Origin of the sequence: Paenibacillus sp. NRS-1760 (genome assembly GCF_050467785.1) — a bacterium.
Lineage (GTDB): Bacteria > Bacillota > Bacilli > Paenibacillales > Paenibacillaceae > Pristimantibacillus.
This window is the reverse complement of sequence record NZ_JBITPK010000010.1, coordinates 451408-474887: the sequence shown is the minus strand read 5'-3', so window position 1 is coordinate 474887 and position 23480 is coordinate 451408. Positions and strand designations below refer to the sequence as shown.

Annotated in this window: 21 protein-coding genes and 1 tRNA gene; 3 read left to right on the top strand and 19 right to left on the bottom strand. The window is 45.6% G+C overall.

The window, feature by feature from the left end; translation table 11 throughout:
* Position 1: 1 nt before the first annotated feature.
* From hemC to ACIFSR_RS13055, 15 genes are all read right to left on the bottom strand, one after another.
* Positions 2–973, bottom strand: coding sequence for a hydroxymethylbilane synthase (gene hemC / locus ACIFSR_RS13125; protein WP_339207845.1), 972 nt, complete (start codon positions 971–973; stop codon positions 2–4).
* Entirely contained in the window at positions 973–1617 is a 645-nt protein-coding gene (locus ACIFSR_RS13120; protein ID WP_339207844.1) for a precorrin-2 dehydrogenase/sirohydrochlorin ferrochelatase family protein, read from the bottom strand. The genes hemC and ACIFSR_RS13120 overlap by 1 nt, the downstream gene beginning before the upstream one ends.
* A gap of 31 nt (positions 1618–1648) precedes the next feature.
* On the bottom strand, positions 1649–2461 hold the full coding sequence (locus tag ACIFSR_RS13115; protein WP_076271657.1) for a cytochrome C assembly family protein: 813 nt from the start codon (positions 2459–2461) through the stop codon (positions 1649–1651).
* Positions 2462–2483: 22 nt separating this feature from the next.
* On the bottom strand, positions 2484–3866 hold the full coding sequence (hemA, locus tag ACIFSR_RS13110) for a glutamyl-tRNA reductase (RefSeq protein WP_076271656.1): 1383 nt from the start codon (positions 3864–3866) through the stop codon (positions 2484–2486).
* A gap of 199 nt (positions 3867–4065) precedes the next feature.
* Positions 4066–4464, bottom strand: a complete 399-nt coding sequence (gene speD, locus ACIFSR_RS13105) for an adenosylmethionine decarboxylase (protein ID WP_054027216.1) — start codon at positions 4462–4464, stop codon at positions 4066–4068.
* A 281-nt stretch (positions 4465–4745) separates the two neighbouring features.
* Positions 4746–5429, bottom strand: a complete 684-nt coding sequence (locus tag ACIFSR_RS13100; RefSeq protein WP_339207842.1) for a YjgB family protein — start codon at positions 5427–5429, stop codon at positions 4746–4748.
* A 171-nt stretch (positions 5430–5600) separates the two neighbouring features.
* Positions 5601–6191, bottom strand: a complete 591-nt coding sequence (locus ACIFSR_RS13095) for a non-ribosomal peptide synthetase module (protein WP_339207840.1) — start codon at positions 6189–6191, stop codon at positions 5601–5603.
* A 212-nt stretch (positions 6192–6403) separates the two neighbouring features.
* Positions 6404–6991, bottom strand: coding sequence for a ribosome biogenesis GTP-binding protein YihA/YsxC (gene yihA / locus ACIFSR_RS13090; RefSeq protein ID WP_076271653.1), 588 nt, complete (start codon positions 6989–6991; stop codon positions 6404–6406).
* The gene (gene lon, locus ACIFSR_RS13085) at positions 6988–9357 is read right to left on the bottom strand and encodes an endopeptidase La (protein ID WP_430057722.1); all 2370 of its coding nucleotides are present in this window, start codon (positions 9355–9357) and stop codon (positions 6988–6990) included. Before lon ends, yihA begins: the two co-directional genes overlap by 4 nt.
* Positions 9358–9394: 37 nt before the next feature.
* On the bottom strand, positions 9395–11098 hold the full coding sequence (gene lonB, locus ACIFSR_RS13080) for an ATP-dependent protease LonB (RefSeq protein ID WP_339207835.1): 1704 nt from the start codon (positions 11096–11098) through the stop codon (positions 9395–9397).
* A gap of 809 nt (positions 11099–11907) precedes the next feature.
* Positions 11908–13017, bottom strand: a complete 1110-nt coding sequence (gene ispG, locus ACIFSR_RS13075) for a flavodoxin-dependent (E)-4-hydroxy-3-methylbut-2-enyl-diphosphate synthase (RefSeq protein ID WP_054027210.1) — start codon at positions 13015–13017, stop codon at positions 11908–11910.
* A gap of 205 nt (positions 13018–13222) precedes the next feature.
* Positions 13223–14479, bottom strand: a complete 1257-nt coding sequence (gene clpX, locus ACIFSR_RS13070; protein ID WP_076271649.1) for an ATP-dependent protease ATP-binding subunit ClpX — start codon at positions 14477–14479, stop codon at positions 13223–13225.
* Between the two features lie 16 nt (positions 14480–14495).
* The gene (gene clpP, locus ACIFSR_RS13065; protein ID WP_053374767.1) at positions 14496–15089 is read right to left on the bottom strand and encodes an ATP-dependent Clp endopeptidase proteolytic subunit ClpP; all 594 of its coding nucleotides are present in this window, start codon (positions 15087–15089) and stop codon (positions 14496–14498) included.
* A gap of 228 nt (positions 15090–15317) precedes the next feature.
* Entirely contained in the window at positions 15318–16607 is a 1290-nt protein-coding gene (tig, locus tag ACIFSR_RS13060; protein ID WP_339207834.1) for a trigger factor, read from the bottom strand.
* Positions 16608–16695: 88 nt separating this feature from the next.
* A complete protein-coding gene (locus ACIFSR_RS13055) occupies positions 16696–17601 on the bottom strand; it encodes a hypothetical protein (protein WP_430057718.1) in 906 nt (301 codons plus the stop codon).
* Between the two features lie 239 nt (positions 17602–17840).
* Here ACIFSR_RS13055 and ACIFSR_RS13050 point away from each other — a divergent pair.
* A tRNA-Arg gene (locus ACIFSR_RS13050) sits at positions 17841–17917 on the top strand.
* 110 nt (positions 17918–18027) lie between these two features.
* Here the strand turns inward: ACIFSR_RS13050 and ACIFSR_RS13045 are convergent.
* The gene (locus ACIFSR_RS13045) at positions 18028–18492 is read right to left on the bottom strand and encodes an HPP family protein (protein ID WP_339207832.1); all 465 of its coding nucleotides are present in this window, start codon (positions 18490–18492) and stop codon (positions 18028–18030) included.
* Between the two features lie 115 nt (positions 18493–18607).
* On the opposite strand from ACIFSR_RS13045, the gene ACIFSR_RS13040 reads away from it, so the two are divergent.
* Positions 18608–19501, top strand: a complete 894-nt coding sequence (locus ACIFSR_RS13040) for a LysR family transcriptional regulator (protein WP_430057717.1) — start codon at positions 18608–18610, stop codon at positions 19499–19501.
* A 71-nt stretch (positions 19502–19572) separates the two neighbouring features.
* On the opposite strand, the gene ACIFSR_RS13035 is transcribed toward ACIFSR_RS13040, so the two are convergent.
* The gene (locus ACIFSR_RS13035) at positions 19573–20181 is read right to left on the bottom strand and encodes an AAA family ATPase (protein ID WP_430057716.1); all 609 of its coding nucleotides are present in this window, start codon (positions 20179–20181) and stop codon (positions 19573–19575) included.
* A gap of 221 nt (positions 20182–20402) precedes the next feature.
* Positions 20403–20735 carry a hypothetical protein gene (locus ACIFSR_RS13030; protein WP_430057715.1) on the bottom strand — a complete coding sequence of 111 codons (333 nt, stop codon included), beginning with the start codon at positions 20733–20735 and terminating at the stop codon, positions 20403–20405.
* 141 nt (positions 20736–20876) lie between these two features.
* On the opposite strand from ACIFSR_RS13030, the gene asnB reads away from it, so the two are divergent.
* Complete coding sequence (asnB, locus tag ACIFSR_RS13025; RefSeq protein WP_339209540.1) at positions 20877–22721, top strand: asparagine synthase (glutamine-hydrolyzing); 1845 nt, start codon at positions 20877–20879, stop codon at positions 22719–22721.
* Between the two features lie 103 nt (positions 22722–22824).
* Here the strand turns inward: asnB and rdgB are convergent, their stop codons facing one another.
* Positions 22825–23475, bottom strand: a complete 651-nt coding sequence (gene rdgB / locus ACIFSR_RS13020; protein ID WP_339207828.1) for an RdgB/HAM1 family non-canonical purine NTP pyrophosphatase — start codon at positions 23473–23475, stop codon at positions 22825–22827.
* Positions 23476–23480 lie beyond the last annotated feature (5 nt).

Here is a 23480-nt window from a genome sequence, read left to right as displayed (position 1 = left end):
GTCATCCCCCAATTTCAGCTAAAATACGGTCTGCGCCGCGTGCAATGAGTGCATCTGCAACATCACGGCCAAGCTGTTCAGGATCAATTCCCTTCATCACTTCTTTCAGCAGCGTTGCTCCGTCCGGCGATCCGACCATGCCCGTCAGGATAAGCTCATGTTTCCCGCTTTGGCCTGGGAGCTCATCACCTAATGTGCAATATGCGCCTATCGGCACCTGGCATCCACCATTCAGTGAACCAAGGAAACTTCGCTCAGCTCGTACCGTAACCTCGGTTTCATCATCGTTAAGAAGGGAAAGCAGCTCTCGAACTTGTTCATCATTCTCGCGGCATTCAATGCCAAGTGCGCCTTGTCCTACAGCAGGCAAGCATACATCAACAGGAATGTTCGCAGATATGCGATCTTCCCATCCCATGCGTTTCAGACCAGCTGCAGCAAGCACAACCGCATCGAAACCTTCGGTTTCTAATTTGCGAATACGGGAATCTATATTGCCCCTTATGGACTCAAGCTGAAGATCAGGTCTCGCGTTTTTAAGCTGGCAGGATCTACGCAGGCTGCTCGTTCCCACTCTCGCACCTAGAGGCAATTCAGACAATCCGCCGCCTTCACGAGTGATAAGGCAATCTCTCGGATCGACGCGTCTTGGAATCGCTCCATTTATTAACCCTTCCGGAAGCTCATAAGGCATGTCCTTCATGCTGTGAACGGCCAAATCAATTACACCGTCTGCAAGTGCTTGTTCGATTTCCTTAACGAACAGCCCTTTTCCACCTACTTTAGACAGCGTAACATCAAGTATGCGATCACCTTTTGTTACTATTTTTTTCACTTCAAACTTATAATCAAACCCATGCTTCTCACTTATGCGTGTCAGTTCATCGATCACTTGTCCCGTTTGTGTAAGCGCAAGTGCGCTTTGCCTTGTTCCTACCACGATAATTCGTTGTCCTTGGTTAGTTGTTGCCATTATGTAAGCCCCCTGTCTATCCGATGAAGCAGGCTTTGCAGCCATTCATCCATATCAATATTGATCCGCTTTAGCGTCGCTGCCTCTTCGGCCGCAAGCTTCAGCACGGATTGTCTCTCCTGTTCATCAAGCAAGCTGTTTAGCACTTTCTCCCGGAAGCGACGCAATACTATCGTTATTTCTTCGTATTCCGGGCCATAAAGCGCTTCAAGCTCTTTCTTTATTTGCTGAGACAACGCCGGGCTTGCGCCTGAAGCAGTAACCGCCAGCAGCAAATCTCCACGCCTGACAATCGAAGGTGAAATAAACGAGCCTTTGTCCGCATCATCCACCGCGTTTACTAAAATGCCAAGCCGATTAGCGGCGGCCGCAATCTCCGCATTTAAACGTTTATCGTTTGTTGCCGCAAACACTAACGATGCACTAGCAAGATCGCCATCATTGTATTCTCGCTGGAACCAGTTGATTTCCCCGTCGGAAGCCAAACTCACGAGTTGAGGAGTTAATGACGGGCTGATGACCCATATTTCATCCGCTCCAGCAGCCAGCAGCCCTTGCAGCTTTCGCTGCGCCACGCTACCGCCGCCGATAATAACGCAGCGTTTGCCTTTAAGCTGCATGAAAATTGGATATAAACCATTCATTGCCGTCCTTGCCTCCAGCAGTCAATTCTCGTTAATGAAAGGAGGAGAAATAATTAGTAAACAAATTCAGAAGCAGCAAACCAAACGAAATAATATAAAAGCGGGCCAATTGCAATCCGGGACGTTTGAGCATCGCTCTCTGGTACACATAAATAATGTACATGACCAAGGTTCCAAAAGAAGACAGTACCTTCCAGTCAATCAACAACGCAAACCGTCTTTCGACAAGTATAGACGTCACCGCAATCGCAAGCGACATTGCAAACAATGGAACGCCAACAATGACTGCTCGATCTCCATAACGCTCAATCATATCGAGGCTTGGCAATCTGCGCACAAAGTTTGACCAGCGCTTTCGTTTCAGCTGATTATGCAAAAACAAATACATGCCGGCGAACAAAGCGCCTATGGTTAATGCAGCATACGCAAGCAAAACGAGACTGATATGAATATATAATAGCTCTCTTGTTGTTTCCCAAACTTTAAGCGACTCGCCATTTCCAGGGTCACTATACAGGTTAAGCGCCAACACCGCAAAACCAACAACATTTACAAAAAACACAATGAAATCAATTTTAATAAATCGACTGATCACTAGCGAAATGGTAACTAAAAGCCAAGAAAAGCCTAACCAGTATTCAAAGGTTGATACTTCCGTCATTTGCAAATGAGATACGATGCGAGTAACAAGGTAACCAGTCTGTAATACCCAAACAAAAATAAGCAGCCCTGTACCCATCCGTTTCGCTCTCCGACTTGCATTCATGAAGTCGGAGAAATAAAACAGCAGGCTCAGGGCGTAAATATAAAGTATCGCATCATATAAAAAGTTTTGCGTCTCCATAGCTCCTCCACCTAGCAGCCCTCTACCTTGTAATAGGTGCTAATACCGCCGCAGCTGCATGGGGTTGAACATTTTTCTTTTTTGCAGCAGCGACAGTATCTGTTGCCGCTTCAAGCTCCGCTTGACGCGCTTTAGCAAGATCTTCCTCGAGTGCAAACAGCTTAACGAACATATCCATCGCTTCGTCTGCCCGCTTCTCGCCAGCCATTTCTTTAATTCGTAAAATAGGATCCTGCATCATTTGGTTAACGATGCTTTTTGTTAGCTTACGGATTACTTTAAGCTCATGCTCGCCGAGATCAGGCAATTTATTCGTCAAGCTGTTCATCGTTTCCTCGTGAATGCCTGCTGCTTTGGATTGCAAAGTTCGAATAAGGGGAACAACGCCAAGCGTTTTGTACCACTGCTCGAACACTTCAATTTCTTCGGTAATCATCGCTTCAATTTTGGCAGCCTCTTGACGCCTATGCGCGAGATTGCTTTCCACGATGCCCTCTAAATCATCAATATCATACAAGAATACATTATCAACGGCAGCAATCGAAGGGTCCAAATCACGCGGGACCGCAATATCAATCATAAAGAGCGGCTTCGCTTTTCTACGCTGCATAGCTTCTGCAACCTGTTTGCGCGTTAACACGTATTCTTTCGAGCCAGTGGAGCTGATAATAATGTCTGCTTCATGAAGCTTATCCACTGCTTCTTCCATCGACCATGCGATTCCGTTAAATTTGTCTGCCAGCTGTGTTGCCCGCTCATAGGTGCGATTTACAACAACGACGCGATCTGCGCCATTCGTGTACAGATGCTTGGCAGTCAGTTCGCCCGTTTCACCTGCACCAATGACCATAACCGTTTTTTTGTTGAATTGTCCGAAAATCCGTTTCCCAAGCTCAACGGCAGCGTAGCTCACAGAAACTGCAGATTCGCCGATCGACGTTTCGGAATGGGCACGCTTGGCCATTGTAACCGCCTGTTTAAACAGCATATTAAAAACTGTACCTGTCGTTTTCTGCTGCTGTGCGAGCTGAAAAGCTGTTTTTACTTGTCCCAAAATTTGAGTCTCGCCAATGACCATGGAATCAAGTCCGCTCGTTACACGGAATAAATGATCAATCGCCTTTTCGTCCTCATACATATATAAATGGTTGGTGAAGTTCTGCCTAGGCAGCTTAAACCACTTCTCCATAAAGCTTCGAATGTAATGCCCGCATAGATGGTGCCTGTCTACAACTGCATAAAGCTCCGTCCGATTGCAGGTCGCTACTATGACACATTCCATTATGCTTTGTGTCTGAATGAGCTGTATTAATGCTTCCGGCAAATCCCGTTCTGCGAACGCAAATTGTTCTCTTACTTCTACGGGAGCCGTTCGGTAATTCAGTCCTACTGCGATAATGTGCATGCGCGGTCACCTGCCTCCTTCTCTTTAAGCGATCAAGCATTGATGTTATCGATAATTATAGCATAGTAAAACATTCAGATAATGTTCATTTATGAATAATATTTGAAAAGTACAGACTCATTATTCCCTTTTACTACAAAGAAATAACCATGGATACCATCCATGGTTATTTCACTATGAGCAATAAGTTTTAAAGCTCTTAAACGAGCTCAGTTTGTTTCATTTTTGGCTCTTCTACTTGCAGTTCGCCCATACCGCGTACAAGCTTCTTCGCATACGTCGCTTTTGGCTTCAGTACAGCGAGCATGTAGTCGATCGCAAGCTGAGGATCTACAGTTTCGCCGCAAGTATAACAATCAAGCGCAGCAAAACCTCTCTCAGGATACGTATGAATCGAGAGGTGACTCTCCGACAGCAGCACGAGCACAGTTGCGCCTTGAGGATCGAATTGTTTGGCTTGAACCGACAATACAGTAGCACCACAAGCCTCTGCAGCCTCTACCATGTGTGATTGCAAAAATTCAGCGCTGTTCAGTAGATCAAAGTCTACACCCCAAGTATCAACAGCAACGTGTCTTCCGAAAGTTGAGTATTCCATCTTCCGGTTCCCCCTTCCTAGGAATAAAATGTTTGAAAAATTTCATCCGCTAGGACCTACGTCATTCACTTCTCGAGGGATTAATCTCTCGCAACATAACAATGTCCTGAGTGAATCCTGGTTCCTATTATTAACATCAACAATCTTTTCAACGAGAATAAAAATAACATCTATCCGGGATAATTGCAATACTTTTTTTCTAAAGGATGGAAATAACCTTTCATTGCCAGCCCCGTTTTCAATGTATGACGTTGAAGCTTATCTCGCAATGGGCTGTGCGATCATCCCGCCATATTATTTTTTGCGTCCTGCGGACTGTATACAGAGATGTGATCCACCTTGCCAGTTGCTTCAGCTAAAATAAATTTAAGCTGATATTGTTTATTGACCTCATAGGTATAAATGTCATCCGTACCGTTAACCGTTTTTTCATCAGCAGACCCAAGCGCGATCTCTATGTCTTTCAATGTAATGCCTTGAAGCTTTTTCGAGTAAGATCTTACATCATAAACAAGCATGCCTTTGTTGTATCCAAATGTAATCCCTTTATCTTTGTAGGCAGCGTACATCCCTTTCCCAGCGGATTCGTTGGTATCAGGCTTGCCCCACTTTTTCTCTATATCATCATATAATGCGATATGGGCAGCATAATCGGAGCCTGGAACTTTGCCTTCCTTCGCAAGTGCGTAGACTGAGCTGATCGTTTCTCCGGCCTCAGAGCCGCTAGACGGCTCCTCAGCGCCATTACCGCCTGGTTGCTCATTAGGCTGTTCAGAAGGCGGGACGCTTGGCTTGGTGTCCGGTGAGGCCGGTGTACTTGTCTCTGGCTGATTGCTCGGCATCTCTGTTGCCAGCGGCGGCACTTGATCTGCTCCTGTATCCTTATTGCTGCACGCTGTTAAAGATAATGCGATCGCAAATGATATTCCGATAGCAAACTGTTTAAATCGTTTGGTTTGATTCATTCCTATTCATCTCCTTGTTGTATAAAAATACTAAGATGCCATCCACTCGCCTTACCCTGATACTAACTGCTTAAACACGCAAAATGTTGCAAAATTCATAGATGCAATATTTTGAAAACAAAAAAAAGAGGCTGCAAAAGCAGCCTCTTTAATCAAGATTTCCTACATGTATTAAGCTTCAAGGATGAAGAGCTTGCGAGTCAGATCGGTTAAACGCTCATCGATTTTGCTAATTTCTTCAGCATCCTTCGTTTGGTTGCGAAGATCTAGCAATTCATTGACTGCATTGCTTAACAATCCGATTTCCCGCTCGATCAAACGACTTTGGAACACACGCTCCAGTTGGCCAAGTGTATCCTTGAATTCGAATACAATGCGCTCCCCTGTGCTCGAGCTTTCGACAATTTGGTGAACGGAACCATTCTTATAATGATAGATCATCGTATAATGACTGTAGATTCGGTTGACGATCGCGTTGCCGCGGAAAGCTGAAAGAGCTTTTCGCATAGCATTGGTCAGCCTCGGTTGCACAAGACGGCAAGATAATACGCACACGTAATAGTCTTGTTGACGTTCAAAGGTCAGTCGGACTTCTTCCCTCCCTGCTACATCTTCGAGAACGAGCTCCTGATTCCCATTGTCAAGCACCAACACCTGAAGGTGTATTTGTTGCTCTTCAAATGAACGGATAAACTCAGCCATCTCTTCATTCGTCAATTGCAGTTTGGCATTTACATACTCTGTGGCTAGCCGCTTAGCCATAAAAATCTCCTCAATTCTTTGAACTTGCACGCTTTGGTCTTTAACTCTGGTCTTGTTGCTTAAGTATATTATACGTGATCTTATCATTTTATTCCTGTCGTTCATCCCCGATATTCTCGCATATTCCACAAAATAACGGTAGAATTCACGAAGAAAGCCGACTATTTCACTAAATCCTCTGCTTTATAGAATAACTTGCTGGTCTTGCTACCTCATGTAGCAATCGCTTCGGTTATGATGTCCCATAGTTGCTCGCGTCCAAGCCCTAATTCAGACGAGAATAATACGACGGAATCGCTTGGGTCGACTTCAAGCGTTTTTTTGATCATTTTAATATGCTTGTCCCATTTCGACTTCGGAATTTTATCCGCCTTGGTCGCAACGACACATGTTGGGATTTCATAATGCTTCAGCCATTTGTACATTTGCTGATCGAGCAGAGACGGCTCATGACGAATATCGATGACCAGAAGCTGAAGCTTAAGCGGCTCACGGTCACGGATATAACGTTCAATCATTTCCCCAAACTGCAAGCGCTGAGTTTTCGAAACCTTAGCATAGCCATACCCCGGAAAATCAACCAAATAAATAAGGTCATTCACGCGGTAGTAATTAAGCTGCTGCGTTTTGCCTGGCTGCGAGCTCGTTCTAGCTAAGTTTTTGCGTAAAATAAGTTTATTGATCAATGAAGATTTTCCGACATTCGAACGCCCTGCCAGAGCTATCTCTGGCAAGGCGTCCTCTGGGTATTGATGTGGTTTTACTGCGCTGATGATGAATTCTGCTTGTGTAATTTTCATAAAATCGTTGTACCTGCTTTCTCTTCCGTTTGAACCGGAAGCAACGCATGCTGCAGCACTTCATCCATATGACTGACAGGAAAAAATTGCATATCATGTCGTACGCTATCGGGAATATCCCCTAGATCCCGTTCATTTTCTTTCGGCAACAATATTTTGCGAATGCCTGCACGATGTGCTGCCAGCGATTTTTCCTTCAAACCGCCAATCGGAAGCACGCGGCCTCTGAGCGTAATTTCGCCCGTCATCGCCACTTCCTTATCCACATAGCGGTTTGTAAGCGCGGAGATAAGCGCTGTTGCAATCGTAATGCCGGCTGATGGACCATCCTTTGGAATCGCACCCTCTGGAATATGAATATGAATATCATTTTTCTCATGAAAGCTTGGGTCAATGCCCAGCTCAATCGCTTTCGAGCGTGTATAACTGAATGCCGCTTGAGCAGATTCCTTCATGACATCACCTAGTTTACCAGTTAACGTTAGTTTTCCGCTACCCGGCATTACTGTGACTTCAATGACAAGCGTATCCCCGCCTACTTCAGTCCACGCAAGACCAGTCACCGCTCCGATCTGATTCTCGCTCTCAGCTAGGCCATAACGGAACTTCGAAGGGCCCAGCAATTCCTTGAGCTCCTCACTCGTAACTTCAAATGGCTCGGTGGATTCCGTTTGCTCATTTGCAACAAATCGTTTCGCTGCCTTACGGCACACTGCTGCAATTTGCTGCTCTAAATTACGAACGCCGGATTCCCTCGTATATTCCCTAATCAACTGGAGCAATACCTCTTCCGAGACAATGAGCTGCTCCTCGGTCAAGCCATGTTCCTTTTTCTGCTTCGGCAATAGATAACGATTTCCGATTTGCAGCTTCTCAAGCTCCGTATATCCTGGAATATACAAGACCTCCATCCGATCAAGCAGCGGACGAGGAATATTGTGCATCGCATTCGCGGTCGTTACGAACATCACATTAGATAGATCAAATGGCACTTCTACATAATGATCGCTGAACGTGTTGTTTTGTTCAGGATCGAGCACTTCTAGAAGCGCTGAAGCTGGATCTCCACGGAAATCCATCGCCATTTTGTCAATCTCATCCAGCAAAAATACAGGGTTTGAAGAGCCTGCTGTCTTCATGCCTTGAATAATTCTTCCTGGCATAGCGCCTACATAAGTCCGTCTGTGACCACGGATTTCCGCTTCATCGCGCACACCGCCAAGCGAGATACGCACAAACTTACGGCCAAGCGACTTGGCAATCGAACGGGCAAGCGAGGTTTTACCAACACCCGGCGGACCTACCAAGCAAAGGATTGGACCCTTAAGCTGCTTGACTAGCTTCTGAACCGCCAAATATTCAAGCACCCGCTCTTTCGGCTTCTCTAGACCATAATGGTCATCATTAAGAATCGCTTCTGCCTTGCTCAAGCTCAAATCATCTTCGGTCGTTTTGCTCCAAGGCAAAGAAAGCAGCCAATCGATATAATTACGAATGACGCCGCCTTCTGCAGAGGTGGACGGCATTTTCTCGAGTCGATCAATTTCCTTCTCGATCTTCTCTTTCACGAGTTCAGGCACGCCTGCCTCGGCCAGCTGCGCACGCAGCTCCTCGACCTCGCCAGCACGGCCTTCCTTCTCTCCGAGCTCCTTCTGGATCGCCTTCATTTGTTCGCGCAAATAATATTCCTTTTGCGTCTTTTCCATCTGTTTCTTGACGCGTTGGTTTATTTTGCGCTCGAGCTCCAGCACTTCGCGCTCGTTGTTCAAGATGTCGAGCAGCTTCTCTAGTCGAGCTCCGACATCTACGGTTTCAAGAATATCCTGCTTATCCTTGATTTTCAGTGAAAGATGGCTCGTAATGACATCCGCAAGGCGGCCCGGATCATCAATGTCGGAAACCGCCGCATAGGTTTCAGGCGTAACCTTCTTCGATAATGAAATATAATGCTCGAATTGGTTCAAGACCGAGCGCATAAGCGCATCGACTTCAGGATCATCCGTCTCCTGCTCCGGCAATTCTTTTACAGATACTTCATAAAACTCGTCGTTCGGCAAATAGTCCAAAATCTCAGCACGCGATACGCCTTCCACCAGCACACGGATCGTGCCGTTAGGCAGCTTTAGCATTTGCCTTACTTTTGCTATGGTGCCAACTTTATATATATCTTCCTCAGTCGGCTCCTCAATGTTCACTTCAGACTGTGAACAAAGCAATATCATATGATCTTCGACCATCGAGCGTTCTAACGCTCGAACCGATTTGTCCCTACCCACATCAAGGTGGAGCACCATGCTGGGATAAACGAGTAGCCCTCTAAGCGGAAGCAAGGGCAGCCGACGACCTTTCGATTTACTAGGTCCCACACCAGCACCTCCAATTGTTAACGTCTACCCTAGTTTATCATTCTACGGAATCAGCCTGCAAATACGGAACGGCTGAAGCGATAAAAAGATCGGTTCCAAGCGGAGCTTCGACCCGCACAGGGGACACTTCAGTATCTGGGAACACAAACTTGAACACTTCTTCCACCTTTTCGACAGGAATGACCTTAAGACCTTCCAAGTCTGCAAAAATCGCTTGCCAGTTCTCCCTCGGGATAATGACTGTTTTAGCGCCAGCTTGGAAAGCTGCCTCAACTTTAGCTAATACGCCGCCAACAGGTTTTACGTTTCCATGTATGCCAACTTCACCTGTCATGGCCAGTTTATTGTCAATTGGAATGCCTTTTATTGCTGATGTAATAGCTGTTGCCATCGCAATGCCGGCAGAAGGGCCATCAATCGGCGTACCGCCAGGGAAGTTGATATGCAAGTCAAAGTCCTGCGGATTAAGCCCGATACGTCTCAAAACTGTAATTACGTTTTCGACTGAGCCCTTTGCCATACTTTTTCTTCTAAGCGTCCGCGATCCTCCGCCAAGTTCTTCCTCGTCTACAACGCCTGTTATTGTAAACAGACCTTTGCCAGAAGCTGCAGGAATTGCGCTTACTTCGATTTCGAGCAGCGTGCCCATATTTGGACCATATACAGCAAGGCCATTTACGAAACCGATTTGCGGTGCATCCGGCACCTTGCGATCAGGGCGCGGCGGAATTTGACTGCTGTTCACAACCCATTCAATATCGCCCGCAGCGATGCTGTCCCTTTTTTCGGATAGAGCTACACCCGCAGCCAGCTGAATGACGTTAACCGCTTCGCGTCCGTTCGTCGCATATCGCTTGACGACATCGATCGCTTCAGGACAAGGTGCAAAGCCGATTTTTTTCACTGCGTTTTCTGCTACTAAGCCAATCTCCTCAGCAAGCAGCGGACGAAAAAACACCTCCATGCAGCGCGAACGGATAGCTGGCGGAATTTCCTGTGGCGACCGTGTTGTTGCACCGACTAGACGGAAATCAGCAGGCAGGCCGTTTTGGAAAATATCATGAATATACACTGGTATATTCGAATCCTCCGAATTATAATACGCGCTCTCCAGAAACACTTTACGATCTTCCAGTACCTTTAATAATTTATTCATTTGAATCGGATGCAATTCACCTATTTCGTCAATAAACAAGATTCCGCCATGTGCCTTCGTCACAGCGCCTGGCTTAGGTTGAGGAATACCTGCTACCCCCATCGCACCTGCACCTTGATAAATAGGATCATGAACCGAGCCGATTAACGGATCAGCTATTCCGCGCTCATCAAACCTAGCGGTAGTCGCATCGATCTCTGTAAATTTCGCTTCAGGCAAAAACGGCGAGGAAGGATTTTTTTTGGCTTCCTCCAGCACGACACGCGCCGCAGCGGTCTTCCCAACACCTGGAGGGCCATAAATGATAACATGCTGAGGGTTTGCGCTGCACAGCGCCGCCTTTAAGGCACGCAGACCGTCACGTTGGCCAACAATGTCCTGCATCGCTTGCGGCCTTGTCTTCTCCGATAGAGGCTTCGTAAGCGATACACTCCTAAGCTTTCTGAGCTTGTCCATCTCCTTGCGAGACTCGCGATCAACGGCCGAGCGGTTCGTCTTCTGATTGCGCAGCAAATTCCAGAAATACAAGCCGATAACAACTGCAAAAAACACTTGAATCAACATTAATACAACACTTAAACTCATTAGTAATCCGCTCCTTTCAAGCGTAAACGGCTGAAACCGTCTAAATAGTGTAAGCTCGTTTCGCGTAGATATATAAGATTCTTATGAAAATAATCAGCTATTTTCATCCTTATATTTCAAGCGTAAACGGCTGAAACCGTCTAAATAGTGTAAGCTTCGTTTCGCGTAGAAATATAAGCTTTTTATGAAAATGATCAGCTATTTTCATTCTTATATTTCAAGCGTAAACGGCTTTAGCCGATGAAATAGTGTAAGCTTCGTTTCGCGTAGAAATATAAGATTCTTATGAATATGATCAGCTATTTTCATTCTTATATTTCAAGCGTAAACGGCTGTAGCCATTTGAATAGTGACGATCATTTCCGCAGGAATATAATCCTTAAATGGAAATAATAATTAAATATTTTGCTTCATTTTCATACCTTTCTAGCTAATCATGCAACTACAAGGAGGCTTAAGAGAAGAACTTAGACCTGCTTCGTTGATTTCAATGTACATAGCTAACCTTAATAAACATGCGTATAAAATAGTATTGCCTCTACGATGTGGTAATAACCGTTAATGCTGTTATTTTTCACAAGCAATTCTCTTTATTTTGTAACCTCGGGTTCGGAAAGGGGAAATTACTTTAGCGCAGCTCGTTACTTAGAGGAATATCCTATTCTCACGCAATGTATAGAGTTCAATACATGCCTACCATCACATTCATCATAAGAAGCGTTATAACACGACTTCCCCCCTTTGTTATCAACAAAAAAAGGCTTACTCACGTCTGCAAATGACGTAAATAAACCTTTTCATAAAAATGATCATGCAGGTGTATGATGCTTGCGGCCAGGTATTTCACCCGTCGCTTCAAAAACGCGTACGATTTCGTCAATTTCCTTCTTTAGCTCAGACAGCAATTCAGCTTCTGGCACCTTGCGAATGAGCTCCCCATAACGGAAAAGCATGCCCTCGCCTCTAGCGCCAGCGATACCGATATCTGCTTCACGAGCCTCGCCTGGGCCATTGACCGCACAACCAAGCACAGAAACTTTGATTGGCACTTTAATTTTTGAAATATAATCTTCTACCTCATTTGCAATCGAAAACAGATCGATATCTAGACGACCGCAAGTAGGGCAGGAAACGAGTGTTGCAGCATTTGTAATTAGACCAAAGGTTTTAAGAAGCTCACGAGCAACCTTGACTTCCTCTACCGTGTCAGCGCTAAGGCTGATACGCAGCGTGTTGCCAATGCCAAGCGCGAGCAAAGCACCAATACCAGCGGAGCTCTTAATCGTGCCTGTGTGCAGCGTTCCAGCTTCTGTAATGCCTAGGTGTAGCGGATATTTAATGACTTTTGCCGCCATCGAGTACGCAGCAATGGCCATTGGAACATCCGAAGCTTTGAGAGATACGATAATATCGTGGAAATCGAGCTCCTCCAAAATACCGATATGGAACAACGCGCTCTCTACCATTGCTTCCGGCGTCGGGTAACCGTACTTTTCTAGCAAATGGTTTTCTAATGAACCGGCGTTAACGCCAATCCGGATCGGAATGCCTTTTTCCTTACAAGCCTTAACAACCGCTTCGATGCGTTCGCGGCGACCGATATTGCCCGGATTAATCCGCACTTTGTCGATGCCGTTCTCGATAGCTAGCAGTGCCAAGCGATAGTCAAAATGAATATCCGCAACAAGCGGAATATGAATGCGTTTCTTGATTTCCTTAATAGCTTCCGCCGCTTCCTTGTTGTTGACAGTAACCCGGACAAGCTGGCAGCCAGCTTCTTCAAGTCCTAGTATTTCCGCAACAGTAGCTTCGACATCAGCAGTCTTCGTCGTACACATACTTTGAATAATCACTTCGTTACTGCCGCCAATCGTTAGATTGCCGACTTTAACCGGTACCGTATCTTGACGTAAGTACATAAGCTTATCTCTCCCATGAACGGCAAAGTCCACCCTTTGACTGGCGGTTTTAGAAACCGCGCGGCTGGGTGGAAACAATGACGGTAGTCAAGCGTTAACGGCTGCTCCCATTCCATTACAATGTAGCGGAAACAGCTCGTTTCGCGGTCATATATAAGTTAAGTTATAAGCCTAGACTTATAGCTTCTTATACTGGAGTGCTGGCTTACGCACTCTCTTCTTTCTTCTTGCTTTTCTTAGCGGTAAGCTCAGGCATGATTTTTTCTTGAACGGTTTGCTCTGTGATTAGGCATGTACTTAGATCATCGCGTGATGGTACCTCGTACATAACTTCCAGCATAATGCTTTCAATAATCGCACGCAAGCCACGAGCTCCGGTGTTGCGCTTAATTGCCTCTTTCGCAATAGCATCAAGTGCAGCCGGTTCGAAATCAAGCTTCACATTGTCCATTTCAAGCAGCTTCTGATATTGCTTCACAAGCGCGTTCTTCGGCTCGGATAAAATCCGAACGAGTGCAGGCTCATCAAGCGGCTCAAGCGTCGAAATGATAGGCAGACGGCCTACAAACTCCGGAATCAAACCGAATTTGAGCAGATCCTCTGGCAATACCATCGTGAGGTATTCACCAGCTTTAAGATCCTTCTGCAATTCGCCTGTAGAGCTAAAGCCGATTACTTTCTTACCGATACGACGTTTGATCAATGATTCGAGGCCATCGAATGCGCCGCCGCAAATGAACAAAATATTCGTTGTATCGATTTGAATGAATTCTTGATGCGGATGCTTGCGTCCACCTTGCGGAGGAACGGATGCAACTGTACCTTCCAATATTTTGAGCAATGCTTGCTGAACACCTTCGCCAGAAACATCGCGCGTAATGGATGGGTTTTCCGATTTGCGAGCTACTTTATCGATCTCATCGATATAAATAATGCCGCGTTCCGCTTTTTCCACATCATAATCGGCAGCTTGAATGAGCTTAAGCAAAATGTTCTCAACGTCTTCGCCCACATAACCTGCTTCTGTTAGCGAAGTAGCATCTGCAATTGCAAATGGAACATTCAAAATTTTAGCCATCGTTTGAGCTAGCAGCGTTTTGCCTGAGCCTGTAGGACCTAGCAGCAAAATGTTACTCTTTTGCAATTCTACGTCTTCGATTTTGCTTCCGGAATTAATCCGTTTGTAATGGTTATAAACCGCTACAGACAACGATTTTTTCGCAAACTCTTGACCGATGACATAAGAATCCAGAATAGCCCGGATATCTTTCGGTTTCGGAATATCCTTAAGATCAAGCTCTTCCTCATTGCCGAGTTCTTCCTCAACAATTTCGGTACAAAGCTCAATGCACTCATCGCATATATAGACGCCAGGACCGGCAACCAATTTACGTACTTGATCCTGCGATTTGCCGCAGAAAGAACATTTCAACTGGCCTTTTTCGTCGTTGAATTTAAACATGTAATCACCCCTTCGATTAAATCGTCGATACCGGTGCAGTAATCACCTTGTCAATCAAACCGTAGGCAAGAGCCTCTTCCGCGCTCATGAAGTTGTCACGGTCGGTATCTCGGTCGATTTTTTCATAAGGCTGTCCGGTGCGGTCTACGTAAATTTGGTTTAGCTTTTGTTTCGTTTTCAAAATCCAATCAGCATGGATTTTGATATCAGATGCTTGACCGCGTACGCCGCCAAGTGGTTGATGGATCATAACCTCAGCGTTAGGAAGCGCAAAACGCTTGCCCTTCGCGCCCGCTGTTAGAAGCAGCGAACCCATGCTTGCTGCCATGCCCATACAAATCGTGGACACCTCAGGCTTAATATATTGCATCGTATCAAAAATACCCATTCCCGCAGTCACGGAGCCGCCGGGAGAGTTAATGTATAGATGAATGTCTTTCTCTGGGTCGTCGGCCGCCAGAAACAGCAGCTGTGCAATGATGGAGTTTGCAACATCATCATCGATTGCGCTCCCAAGGAAAATGATACGGTCCTTCAGCAAACGGGAGTAAATATCGTAAGAACGTTCCCCGCGATTCGTTTGTTCGACTACGATCGGTACTAGATTCATGCGACCAACCTCTTTTCGTTTATGACTTTGGTTACTTACTTATTGTAACACGTCATCGTATTCATGTCATTTTTCCACTAATACATTATACGACGCCGGCCGTTCGATATGTACGGAGTTTAGCCTCCAAAACGAGCACATTTCCATATGTAGGGTCAAAATAAGGCACGTATCAACGACGTGCCTTATCCTGAGTGAAGCATTTATTCAATTATTCGTATGTGGCTATTAAACAGCTTTGCTGTTTTCAAGCAAGAACTTAATTGTTTTGCGAAGTGCAATATCTTCCTGCAAGTTGCTAAGATTTCCGTTTTTCTCAAAAATGTCGCGAAGCTCAGCAGAAGGACGGTTGTATGATTTGGACAGCTTCTCAAGCTCTTCGTTCAAATCTTCGTCGTTTGCAACGATGTTTTCTGCTTTAGCAATTGCATCAAGCACAAGGTTGTTGCGAACGCGTTTCTCAGCATCTGCGCGCATTTGATCGCGAAGAACAGATTCATTTTGACCGGAGAATTGGAAGTATAGGTCCATGTTCATGCCTTGCATTTTAAGACGGTTTTCGAAATCTTTGATCATGTAATCCGTTTCAGTCACGATCATTGGCTCTGGAATTTCAACATCTGCTGCTGCCGTAGCTTTGTCAACAACTGCTGTTTCGCGAGCTTGTTCGCCTTCTTGATCTTTGCGCTCTTTTAGTTTGTTAACGAGATCCTGCTTGTACTCTTCAAGCGTATCGAACTCGCTTACGTCTTTTGCAAACTCATCGTCTAGCGTTGGCAAAGTTTTGCGTTTGATTTCGTGAAGCTTCACTTTGAACACAGCTGGTTTGCCTGCTAGGTGCTCTGCATGGTAGCTCTCAGGGAAATTAACTTCAATGTCCTTGAAATCTCCGATTTGCATGCCAACCACTTGCTCTTCGAAACCTGGAATAAAGGAATTCGAACCAAGCTCTAGTGAATAACGCTCGCTTGCTCCGCCTTCAAACGCTTCGCCGTCTACATAACCGTCGAAATCGATAACTGTGATGTCGCCGTTAGCCGCTGCGCCTTCTTCAACAACAGTAAGCTCAGCATGACGCTGTTGCAAACGCTCAAGTTCAGCTGCGATTTCCTCTTCTGTAACTTCAGAAACAACGGATTCAACTTCCAAGCCTTTGTATTCGCCAAGTGTAACTTCTGGCTTAACGATAACTTTTGCTTTGAATTTGAATGTTTCGCCTTTTGCGAATTGCTCAACTTCAATCTCAGGACGGTCAACCGGCTCAAGATTAGTTTCTTTGATTGCATCGGAATAAGCATCTGGCAACAGAATGTCAATTGCATCCTGGTACAGGCTCTCAATACCGAAACGGGATTCGAACATGCCGCGAGGCACTTTACCTTTACGGAATCCAGGTACGTTTACTTTTTGTACGACTTTCTTAAATGCTTGATCAAGAGCAACAGTGACTTTCTCCGCCCCTACCTCCACGTCGATCGACACGATGTTCTTGTCTATTTTTTCCCAAGTTGCTTTCATTTTATGCCTTCCCCTCCGAAAATGCTCATGCATCAGTAGTTATCACGTTTCATAAACCATTCTATTATAAACAAGCTAGCCCAGATTATCAAGACTCTGGCTCATCTTCTCCCGATTGCTGCAAAACGGCAACCTGTCTAAGCGCCTTGCATGCTTGCTCATAACGGAACCTTAAACCTTCGGTAATGCCGTATGTATCACGAATATCGTCATCGTTTGCCGAGCCGTAAACGGTAAGAAGCAGCGTCAAATGCAGCGCAGCTGCAAAATAATCAACTGTATCCTCGTCTTCTCTCAACATCCAATGATAAGCAGCCGTACCATACAAAAACTGTAAACTTTCCTTCCAAAGCTCTCTAGCAAAATGCGGCAATGTGGGATCATCGACCTCGGCAACCTGCTCTGTCCGCTCCAATATCCTAATAATTGGCGAAGGGAATTCATCCATAGAAAGAGGCGTCGCTTCCAAATCAAGCTCTACGGTTTCACCAAGTCTCTCCAGTGTCAGTAAACCGACAGCTCCTCGCTTGCGCAAGCATTGCAGAGCCTTAAACTGAACGACAGGGTGAACCTGCTGAGTTACCAGCCAATTTTTAATGGAATCATCCACTTCTGGAGTATGAATATAAGCAGCGCGTTCAAGAGCAAGAATTTGCTGATCGATCATCGGATGATTTTGCATGATGTAGAGCACTTGGTTCACATAAGCTTCATCTTGATCAGGAGGATTAAGAAGCTGCTCGCGCATAGTCGCCTCGTCCTCTTCCTTCTCTCGCTTGGCCGATAGGAATCCCGAATCTTCTCCATCATTTCCTTCTCCAGGAAAAGCCATGTCAAGCCATGTAAGTAAGCTGTCCCACTCTTCATAATGGCGAGCATCCTCGCCCTGGCATTGCAGCAAAAAGCGCAGCAACTCCTTGGCCTCCCCGTATTGTTCCGCTTCCAGCATACGGGTTAACTGTACCTGATAATGGTCCAGCATGCTAGGGAACAAGTAAACGTTATCCTTGTTGTCGCCTTGTGTGTCATTGGGAGTTGTAATGATAACACCGCCTTATGGTCGCGCCTTTTGTTCATTCGGACAATCTTGCGTACGATTATACCATGTACAATCAAAAGAAAAAACAAATGTAGTATTCCGACAACTCATAAATCTTATTTTATAATAAAAAGAATATAAATTCAAAAAAGTACTTGCAATAATTTAATGATGTGTGCTATATTATTTCTTGTGTCCCGGTAGCTCAGCTGGATAGAGCAACGCCCTTCTAAGGCGTCGGTCGGGAGTTCGAATCTCTTCCGGGACGCCATATTATTATCCATTAACGCCGCCTATTCAGGTGGTTTTTTATTATATACTGATCTATTTAAAAGAGGCTGATCCCGGTATTTACCAACTGGATCAGCTTTTTTTTTATTTCTATGACTTCAAAGCTGCTGACTTGGTCGCCAATAATTTCCTATAACCATAAGCGGCAAGCGCGATCAGCACCGCTCCGAAAAGGACCGGAGTAAACAGATAGGACCAGCCCGCATGGCTTAGCATGACAACAAGCGGATCAGCACCTGCGGGTGGATGAACTGTTCTTGTTAGCTGCATCAGAAGGATGGACAATCCAACAGATAGTGCAATGAACCATGTTGCATCTCCGAACAGATGCAGCATCACAAGACCTGCTCCAGTGCTGATCAAATGGCCTCCAACAACATTTCTGGCTTTGGCAAGCGGACTATCTGGCAAAACAAACACGATCACACAACTGGCTCCAAATGGAGCCATCATCAGCGTAATCGACATTAAATCGCCCATGGTCAGCAGCAATGCGATAACAATGGTGCCAACAACCGCTGCCGCCAGCGGCTTCCAATTTTTATTTCTCAGCATTTCTCATTCCCCGTTTCTCTTATTATGACATCATGCTATCATAAGAGAAATCATTCGAGAATTGAATATTTACAATGGAACCCATTTCAAATTCCGATACCTAAGGGGAGTTAACATGCTGGAGTCTTGGGAAGGTCGTTTTTTTGTTACCTTTACTGCTGTGCTGGAGGAGAAAAGCTTCAGCGGTGCCGCTGATCGTCTCGGTTACGTTCAATCGACGGTAACCTCACATATTCGACATTTGGAAACAGCAAGCGGCAAAAAGCTATTTCACCGTTTGCCGCGCGGCGTAGAGCCAACAGAAGCAGGCTTGCGGCTAGCTCCCTATGCGTATCAATTTATCCAGCTTGGACAATCGCTTCAGGATGCGTTCTCGGAGCCTGGCATGCCGTCTGGTATCGTTCGAATTGGAGCTCTAGAGTCGTTTGCCATCTCTCATCTACCGCATTTTTTAACCGGCTTTCTCCAGCAATACACCAAGATCAAGCTGCATTTAACGCCTGGTCTGCAGCATGATATTACCGCACAAGTCGTAAACCATCACGCTGACCTCGGCATCGTCCCCAAGGCTCCGGAACGTGACGACCTTCTATTTGCACCTTTAATAGAAGAGAAGCTCTTGCTGATCTGTGCTCCTACGCTGGAAGAGCGCTTCGCGCAGCTTGGATGGCAAGCGTTGCACGACAACGCCTTCATCAGCTTCGGGGATCAGTGTATCTACCACACCTTTGGACGCGATATGCTGAGAGAAGTTGATGTTGAGCTTGCCGATCATTTGTCTTTCTCCAGTGTTGAGCTCATTAAGCAGACGGTTGCTTGCGGAATGGGCATCTCATTCGTACCAGAATCAAATGTAGCTAATGAGGTAGCCGCAGGTACGCTGCTGTCATTGCCCTTGAACCAAGAGCTCCTATTGACGCATGGCATTATTACACATAAATCACGTGAGCCTAAAGCTGCGGCACAAGCCTTTATCCAGCATTTGAAATCATTTTTGAAAACCAAATAATTACAAAACCACAAATAAAAAGGCGGCTTCATAAGGAAATTCCCAAAATGAAGCCGCCTTTTCTAATTATATTATACGGATAATGTTGCCTGCTTTTCATTAACAAATTGGAATAATTGCTCGGCTTTCTCTTCCGTTAATTCTCCGCTATTATCAAACACGAGGATGGAGGAGTTAGGAATATCCCAGTTGATTTGCGGAACAAATTCTATCCGCTTCTCAAAGTCGCCCCAGTTGTCCAGTTTCCACTGATCGCGCTCTGTTTGACGCCCGATGATCCGATTTTTTTGCAGATCCATATCCAGCAGCGTGACAACAACCACTTTAACGTCTACCTCGCCCATCGTGAGGCCTGCTGCTTCAACAACCTCTTCGATCCACTGTTTGTTTTTCAGTTCTGCCGTAAAAGGTGAAATCATAAATACGTTTTGACCAGCAGCCAAATTTTCGATACATACGTCCTTCGCCGTATCATATTCCAAATCACGCAAATGCTTTTTGTAATAATCAGAATCCCGATCTCTTTTATCCAGGCCGTTTAACTCCAATATAGCCTCAACAAAACGACCGCCTATCGTATCCCGGTCAAGAAAAGCAGCTGGAATGCGAGCAGACAACTTTCTAGCTACCGTTGTTTTGCCCGTCCCCGCTACTCCGACAAAAAAAACTAACTTTTGCAAAACGAAAACCCTCCACTATTTTTTGTAGAAGTATATCATTTTTTGTAGCAATATAATAGAAATGATTACGTAAAAGCAGTGATATAATTTAGAAAAAACACTCTTATTCATTTTTATAGTATCAATCATCTTATATTTATTTATTATTTTATAAAAAAACAGGATGTTGCCTCTGCTATTCAGCTTCTGCAACACCCTGTTTATGCTTACTTATCCGCTTATTAAAAAAACTGCATCGATTCGATATGCTGCTTCGTCGTGTCCGTTCCTAACTCATACAATTTCCTGTAAATACGCTCAATCAACTGATCGTAACCTGCATTGATTTCGCCATCGCTTGCTGAGCCAAACGGACTGTACGAGAAATGAAACATCTCCGCTTCATCCATGCTGGACAGCTCATCAAACAGCTCTCTAAGCTTCGTATGCTCATTTTCGTTCATTATAATCTCAAGCTCATACGCAGCTGCCTGTGGATCCTCTAATATTTGTCCCGCCTGAACAGAAACGAAATAATGCTTGCGTTCTTCACTGCCTGCTTCTTGCTCTGCCATCAATCGCACACTCCTTCCTGCATTTATTACTTTTCACAGCCACTTCTAGCATCCCCCGTCGGACAGACATTTTATCCCTTATTCTGCATATAACTGATATTATCGCTACTTTGAGACCAGCAAAAGAGAGGAATGAGATCAATGTGTGGAATTACCGGCTGGATCGACTGGAACCGTGATCTGACTAAGCAAAGTGAAAGCTTAGAGAAGATGACAGACACCCTTGCACCGCGCGGTCCCGACGCTTCCGGTACGTGGATATCAGCTCATTGCGCTTTAGGCCATCGACGTTTATCCGTCATTGATCCGGAGAACGGGGCACAGCCAATGATTCGCCATACCGGCGACGACAAATATGTCGTTGTCTATAACGGGGAATTGTATAATGCACCAGAACTTCGCAAGGAGCTTGAAAGCAGGGGCAGAATCTTTACGACAAATTGTGATACAGAAGTGCTGCTGGTCGCTTTTATGGAATGGGGCAAGTCTTGCGTAGAGCGTTTTAACGGAATATTTGCTTTTGCCATATGGAATGTATTAGAGCAAGAACTATTTCTGGCACGTGATCGGCTTGGCGTCAAACCGCTGTTCTATAGCACACAGGACGGTTTGTTTATTTTTGGCTCCGAACAAAAATGTATATTGGCACACCCTGCCGTGAAGCCGGAGGTTGGAGCGGAAGGGCTTGCTGAGATTTTTATTTTAGGACCAGCACGCACTCCAGGCCATGGTGTATATAAGCAAATCAATGAGCTTAGACCTGGCAAGTGTATGACCGTCAATCACGCTGGCGTGAAGACGATTACGTACTGGCAGCTTGAGAGCAGCCCCCATGGGCAAAATATAGAAGAAACAGCTGAACAGGTAGGAGCGCTGCTAAAAGATACCGTTGAGCGGCAGCTCGTTTCAGACGTTCCTGTATGTACCCTGCTGTCTGGCGGCCTTGATTCCAGTGCGCTAACTACACTTGCTGTCAATTATTACAACGAGAACGGGCAAGGGAATGTCCACACGTATTCTGTTGATTATGCGGACAACGATAAACATTTTAAGGCACATGCCTTCCAGCCTAATAGTGATGCGCCATGGATCGAGAGAATGACGACGCATCTAGGCACAATTCATCATCCTATACAGTTTGATACACCTGATTTGGTCGGCGCATTGAAAGCAGCCACCTTTGCTCGCGATCTTCCGGGCATGGCCGATGTTGATGCTTCGTTGCTGCTCTTTTGCCATGAAATAAAAAAAGATGCAACCGTAGCGATATCAGGCGAAGCTGCCGATGAAATTTTTGGCGGCTATCCTTGGTTTCATCGCGAAGAGGCTTTAAATGCAAATACCTTCCCTTGGTCGCTTGCTTCAGTAATGCGTGCTGATCTGCTCGCACCTGACGTTGCCGCTTGGATTAAACCGCTTGACTACATTGGGGATCGTTATTCCCAAGCGATAGCAGAGGTTCCTCATCTTGATGGTGAATCTGAGCAGCTGCGTAAGATGCGTCAAATGTCGTACTTGAACATTACCCGCTTCATGCCAACGCTTCTAGACCGCAAGGATCGAATGAGCATGGCAGCGGGCCTTGAGGTCCGTGTCCCTTTCTGTGATCATCGGTTAGTTGAATATGTTTGGAATATCCCTTGGGAGATCAAAACATCCGGCGATCGCGAAAAAGGAATATTGCGCAAGGCGCTGCGCGGTGTATTGCCTGAGGACGTATTGACTCGTAAAAAAAGCCCCTATCCTAAAACGCATAATCCGAACTATTTGGCCGCAGTCAAAGGGCTTTTGTTAGATGTACTGAACGATTCCAGCTCTCCGCTCCTTCCATTAATTAATGTAGAAAAGGTTAGAGCGCTAACCGAGTCGGAATCCGCAAGCTCGAATACCCCTTGGTTTGGTCAATTGATGTCCGGTCCGCAGCTATTCGCTTATTTATATCAAGTGAATTTATGGTTAAAGGAATATAAGGTCGTCATATCATAAGCTGACAAGGATAATGTTTTTGTTCTCATCACAAAAAAAGCAACCCCATCCGCTAAAAGCCGCTGCATTCAGCTGCTCTTGGATAGGGTTGCTTTTTCAATTATTATGCTTGCTCAAGCAAGGGAAGGAGCTTTCTTAATGCATCGCCGCGATGGCTGATCTGCTGCTTTTCTTCCTTTGACAGCTCGGCCATCCCGCGATTCAAGCTAGGAAGCCAAAACAGCGGATCATAACCGAAGCCGCCATTGCCGTGAGGATTATCCGTGATAACGCCATCCACTGTACCCTCCGATTCCAGAAACAAACCGGTCGCCGGATCATACAGCGCTAACGCGCATACGAACTGCGCTTTGCTCAGTATTTTGGACCCGTCTTGCAATTCTTCTCGTTCTGCATGTTCAGCTAGTTGATGAAGCTCCTGAATGAGCTTGGCATTGTTTTCACCATCAGTCGCATTCTCACCTGCATAACGAGCGGAATAGACCCCTGGATCACCATTCAGCGCTGCAACGCGCAAGCCTGAATCATCAGCCAGCACAGGAACGCCAAGAATGTCTCCCGTCGTCTTTGCTTTGATGCGAGCATTGGCGGCAAACGTATCGCCATCTTCCACGATATCCGGAATTTGCGGATAATCCAGCAAGCTTTCTACTGATTTATCAAGCTTCTGAAGCGCATGTGCGAATTCTTTCACCTTACCTGCATTTTTTGTTGCTACAACAATAACAGCATGATTTAATATGGAATGCTTCATCAGAA

Bases quoted from the DNA above. Each gene is read 5' to 3' on its own strand.
- speD (WP_054027216.1), bottom strand. From the start codon at position 4,464: ATGGAATACTCAACTTTCGGAAGACACGTTGCTGTTGATACTTGGGGT.
- asnB (WP_339209540.1), top strand. From the start codon at position 20,877: ATGTGTGGAATTACCGGCTGGATCGACTGGAACCGTGATCTGACTAAG.
- lonB (WP_339207835.1), bottom strand. From the start codon at position 11,098: ATGAGTTTAAGTGTTGTATTAATGTTGATTCAAGTGTTTTTTGCAGTT.
- clpX (WP_076271649.1), bottom strand. From the start codon at position 14,479: ATGTTTAAATTCAACGACGAAAAAGGCCAGTTGAAATGTTCTTTCTGC.
- ACIFSR_RS13100 (WP_339207842.1), bottom strand. From the start codon at position 5,429: ATGAATCAAACCAAACGATTTAAACAGTTTGCTATCGGAATATCATTT.
- ACIFSR_RS13095 (WP_339207840.1), bottom strand. From the start codon at position 6,191: ATGGCTAAGCGGCTAGCCACAGAGTATGTAAATGCCAAACTGCAATTG.
- clpP (WP_053374767.1), bottom strand. From the start codon at position 15,089: ATGAATCTAGTACCGATCGTAGTCGAACAAACGAATCGCGGGGAACGT.
- hemA (WP_076271656.1), bottom strand. From the start codon at position 3,866: ATGCACATTATCGCAGTAGGACTGAATTACCGAACGGCTCCCGTAGAA.
- tig (WP_339207834.1), bottom strand. From the start codon at position 16,607: ATGAAAGCAACTTGGGAAAAAATAGACAAGAACATCGTGTCGATCGAC.
- ispG (WP_054027210.1), bottom strand. From the start codon at position 13,017: ATGTACTTACGTCAAGATACGGTACCGGTTAAAGTCGGCAATCTAACG.
- ACIFSR_RS13030 (WP_430057715.1), bottom strand. From the start codon at position 20,735: ATGGCAGAGCAAGAAGCAGGCAGTGAAGAACGCAAGCATTATTTCGTT.
- yihA (WP_076271653.1), bottom strand. From the start codon at position 6,991: ATGAAAATTACACAAGCAGAATTCATCATCAGCGCAGTAAAACCACAT.
- ACIFSR_RS13045 (WP_339207832.1), bottom strand. From the start codon at position 18,492: ATGCTGAGAAATAAAAATTGGAAGCCGCTGGCGGCAGCGGTTGTTGGC.
- ACIFSR_RS13120 (WP_339207844.1), bottom strand. From the start codon at position 1,617: ATGAATGGTTTATATCCAATTTTCATGCAGCTTAAAGGCAAACGCTGC.
- rdgB (WP_339207828.1), bottom strand. From the start codon at position 23,475: ATGAAGCATTCCATATTAAATCATGCTGTTATTGTTGTAGCAACAAAA.
- ACIFSR_RS13115 (WP_076271657.1), bottom strand. From the start codon at position 2,461: ATGGAGACGCAAAACTTTTTATATGATGCGATACTTTATATTTACGCC.
- hemC (WP_339207845.1), bottom strand. From the start codon at position 973: ATGGCAACAACTAACCAAGGACAACGAATTATCGTGGTAGGAACAAGG.
- ACIFSR_RS13040 (WP_430057717.1), top strand. From the start codon at position 18,608: ATGCTGGAGTCTTGGGAAGGTCGTTTTTTTGTTACCTTTACTGCTGTG.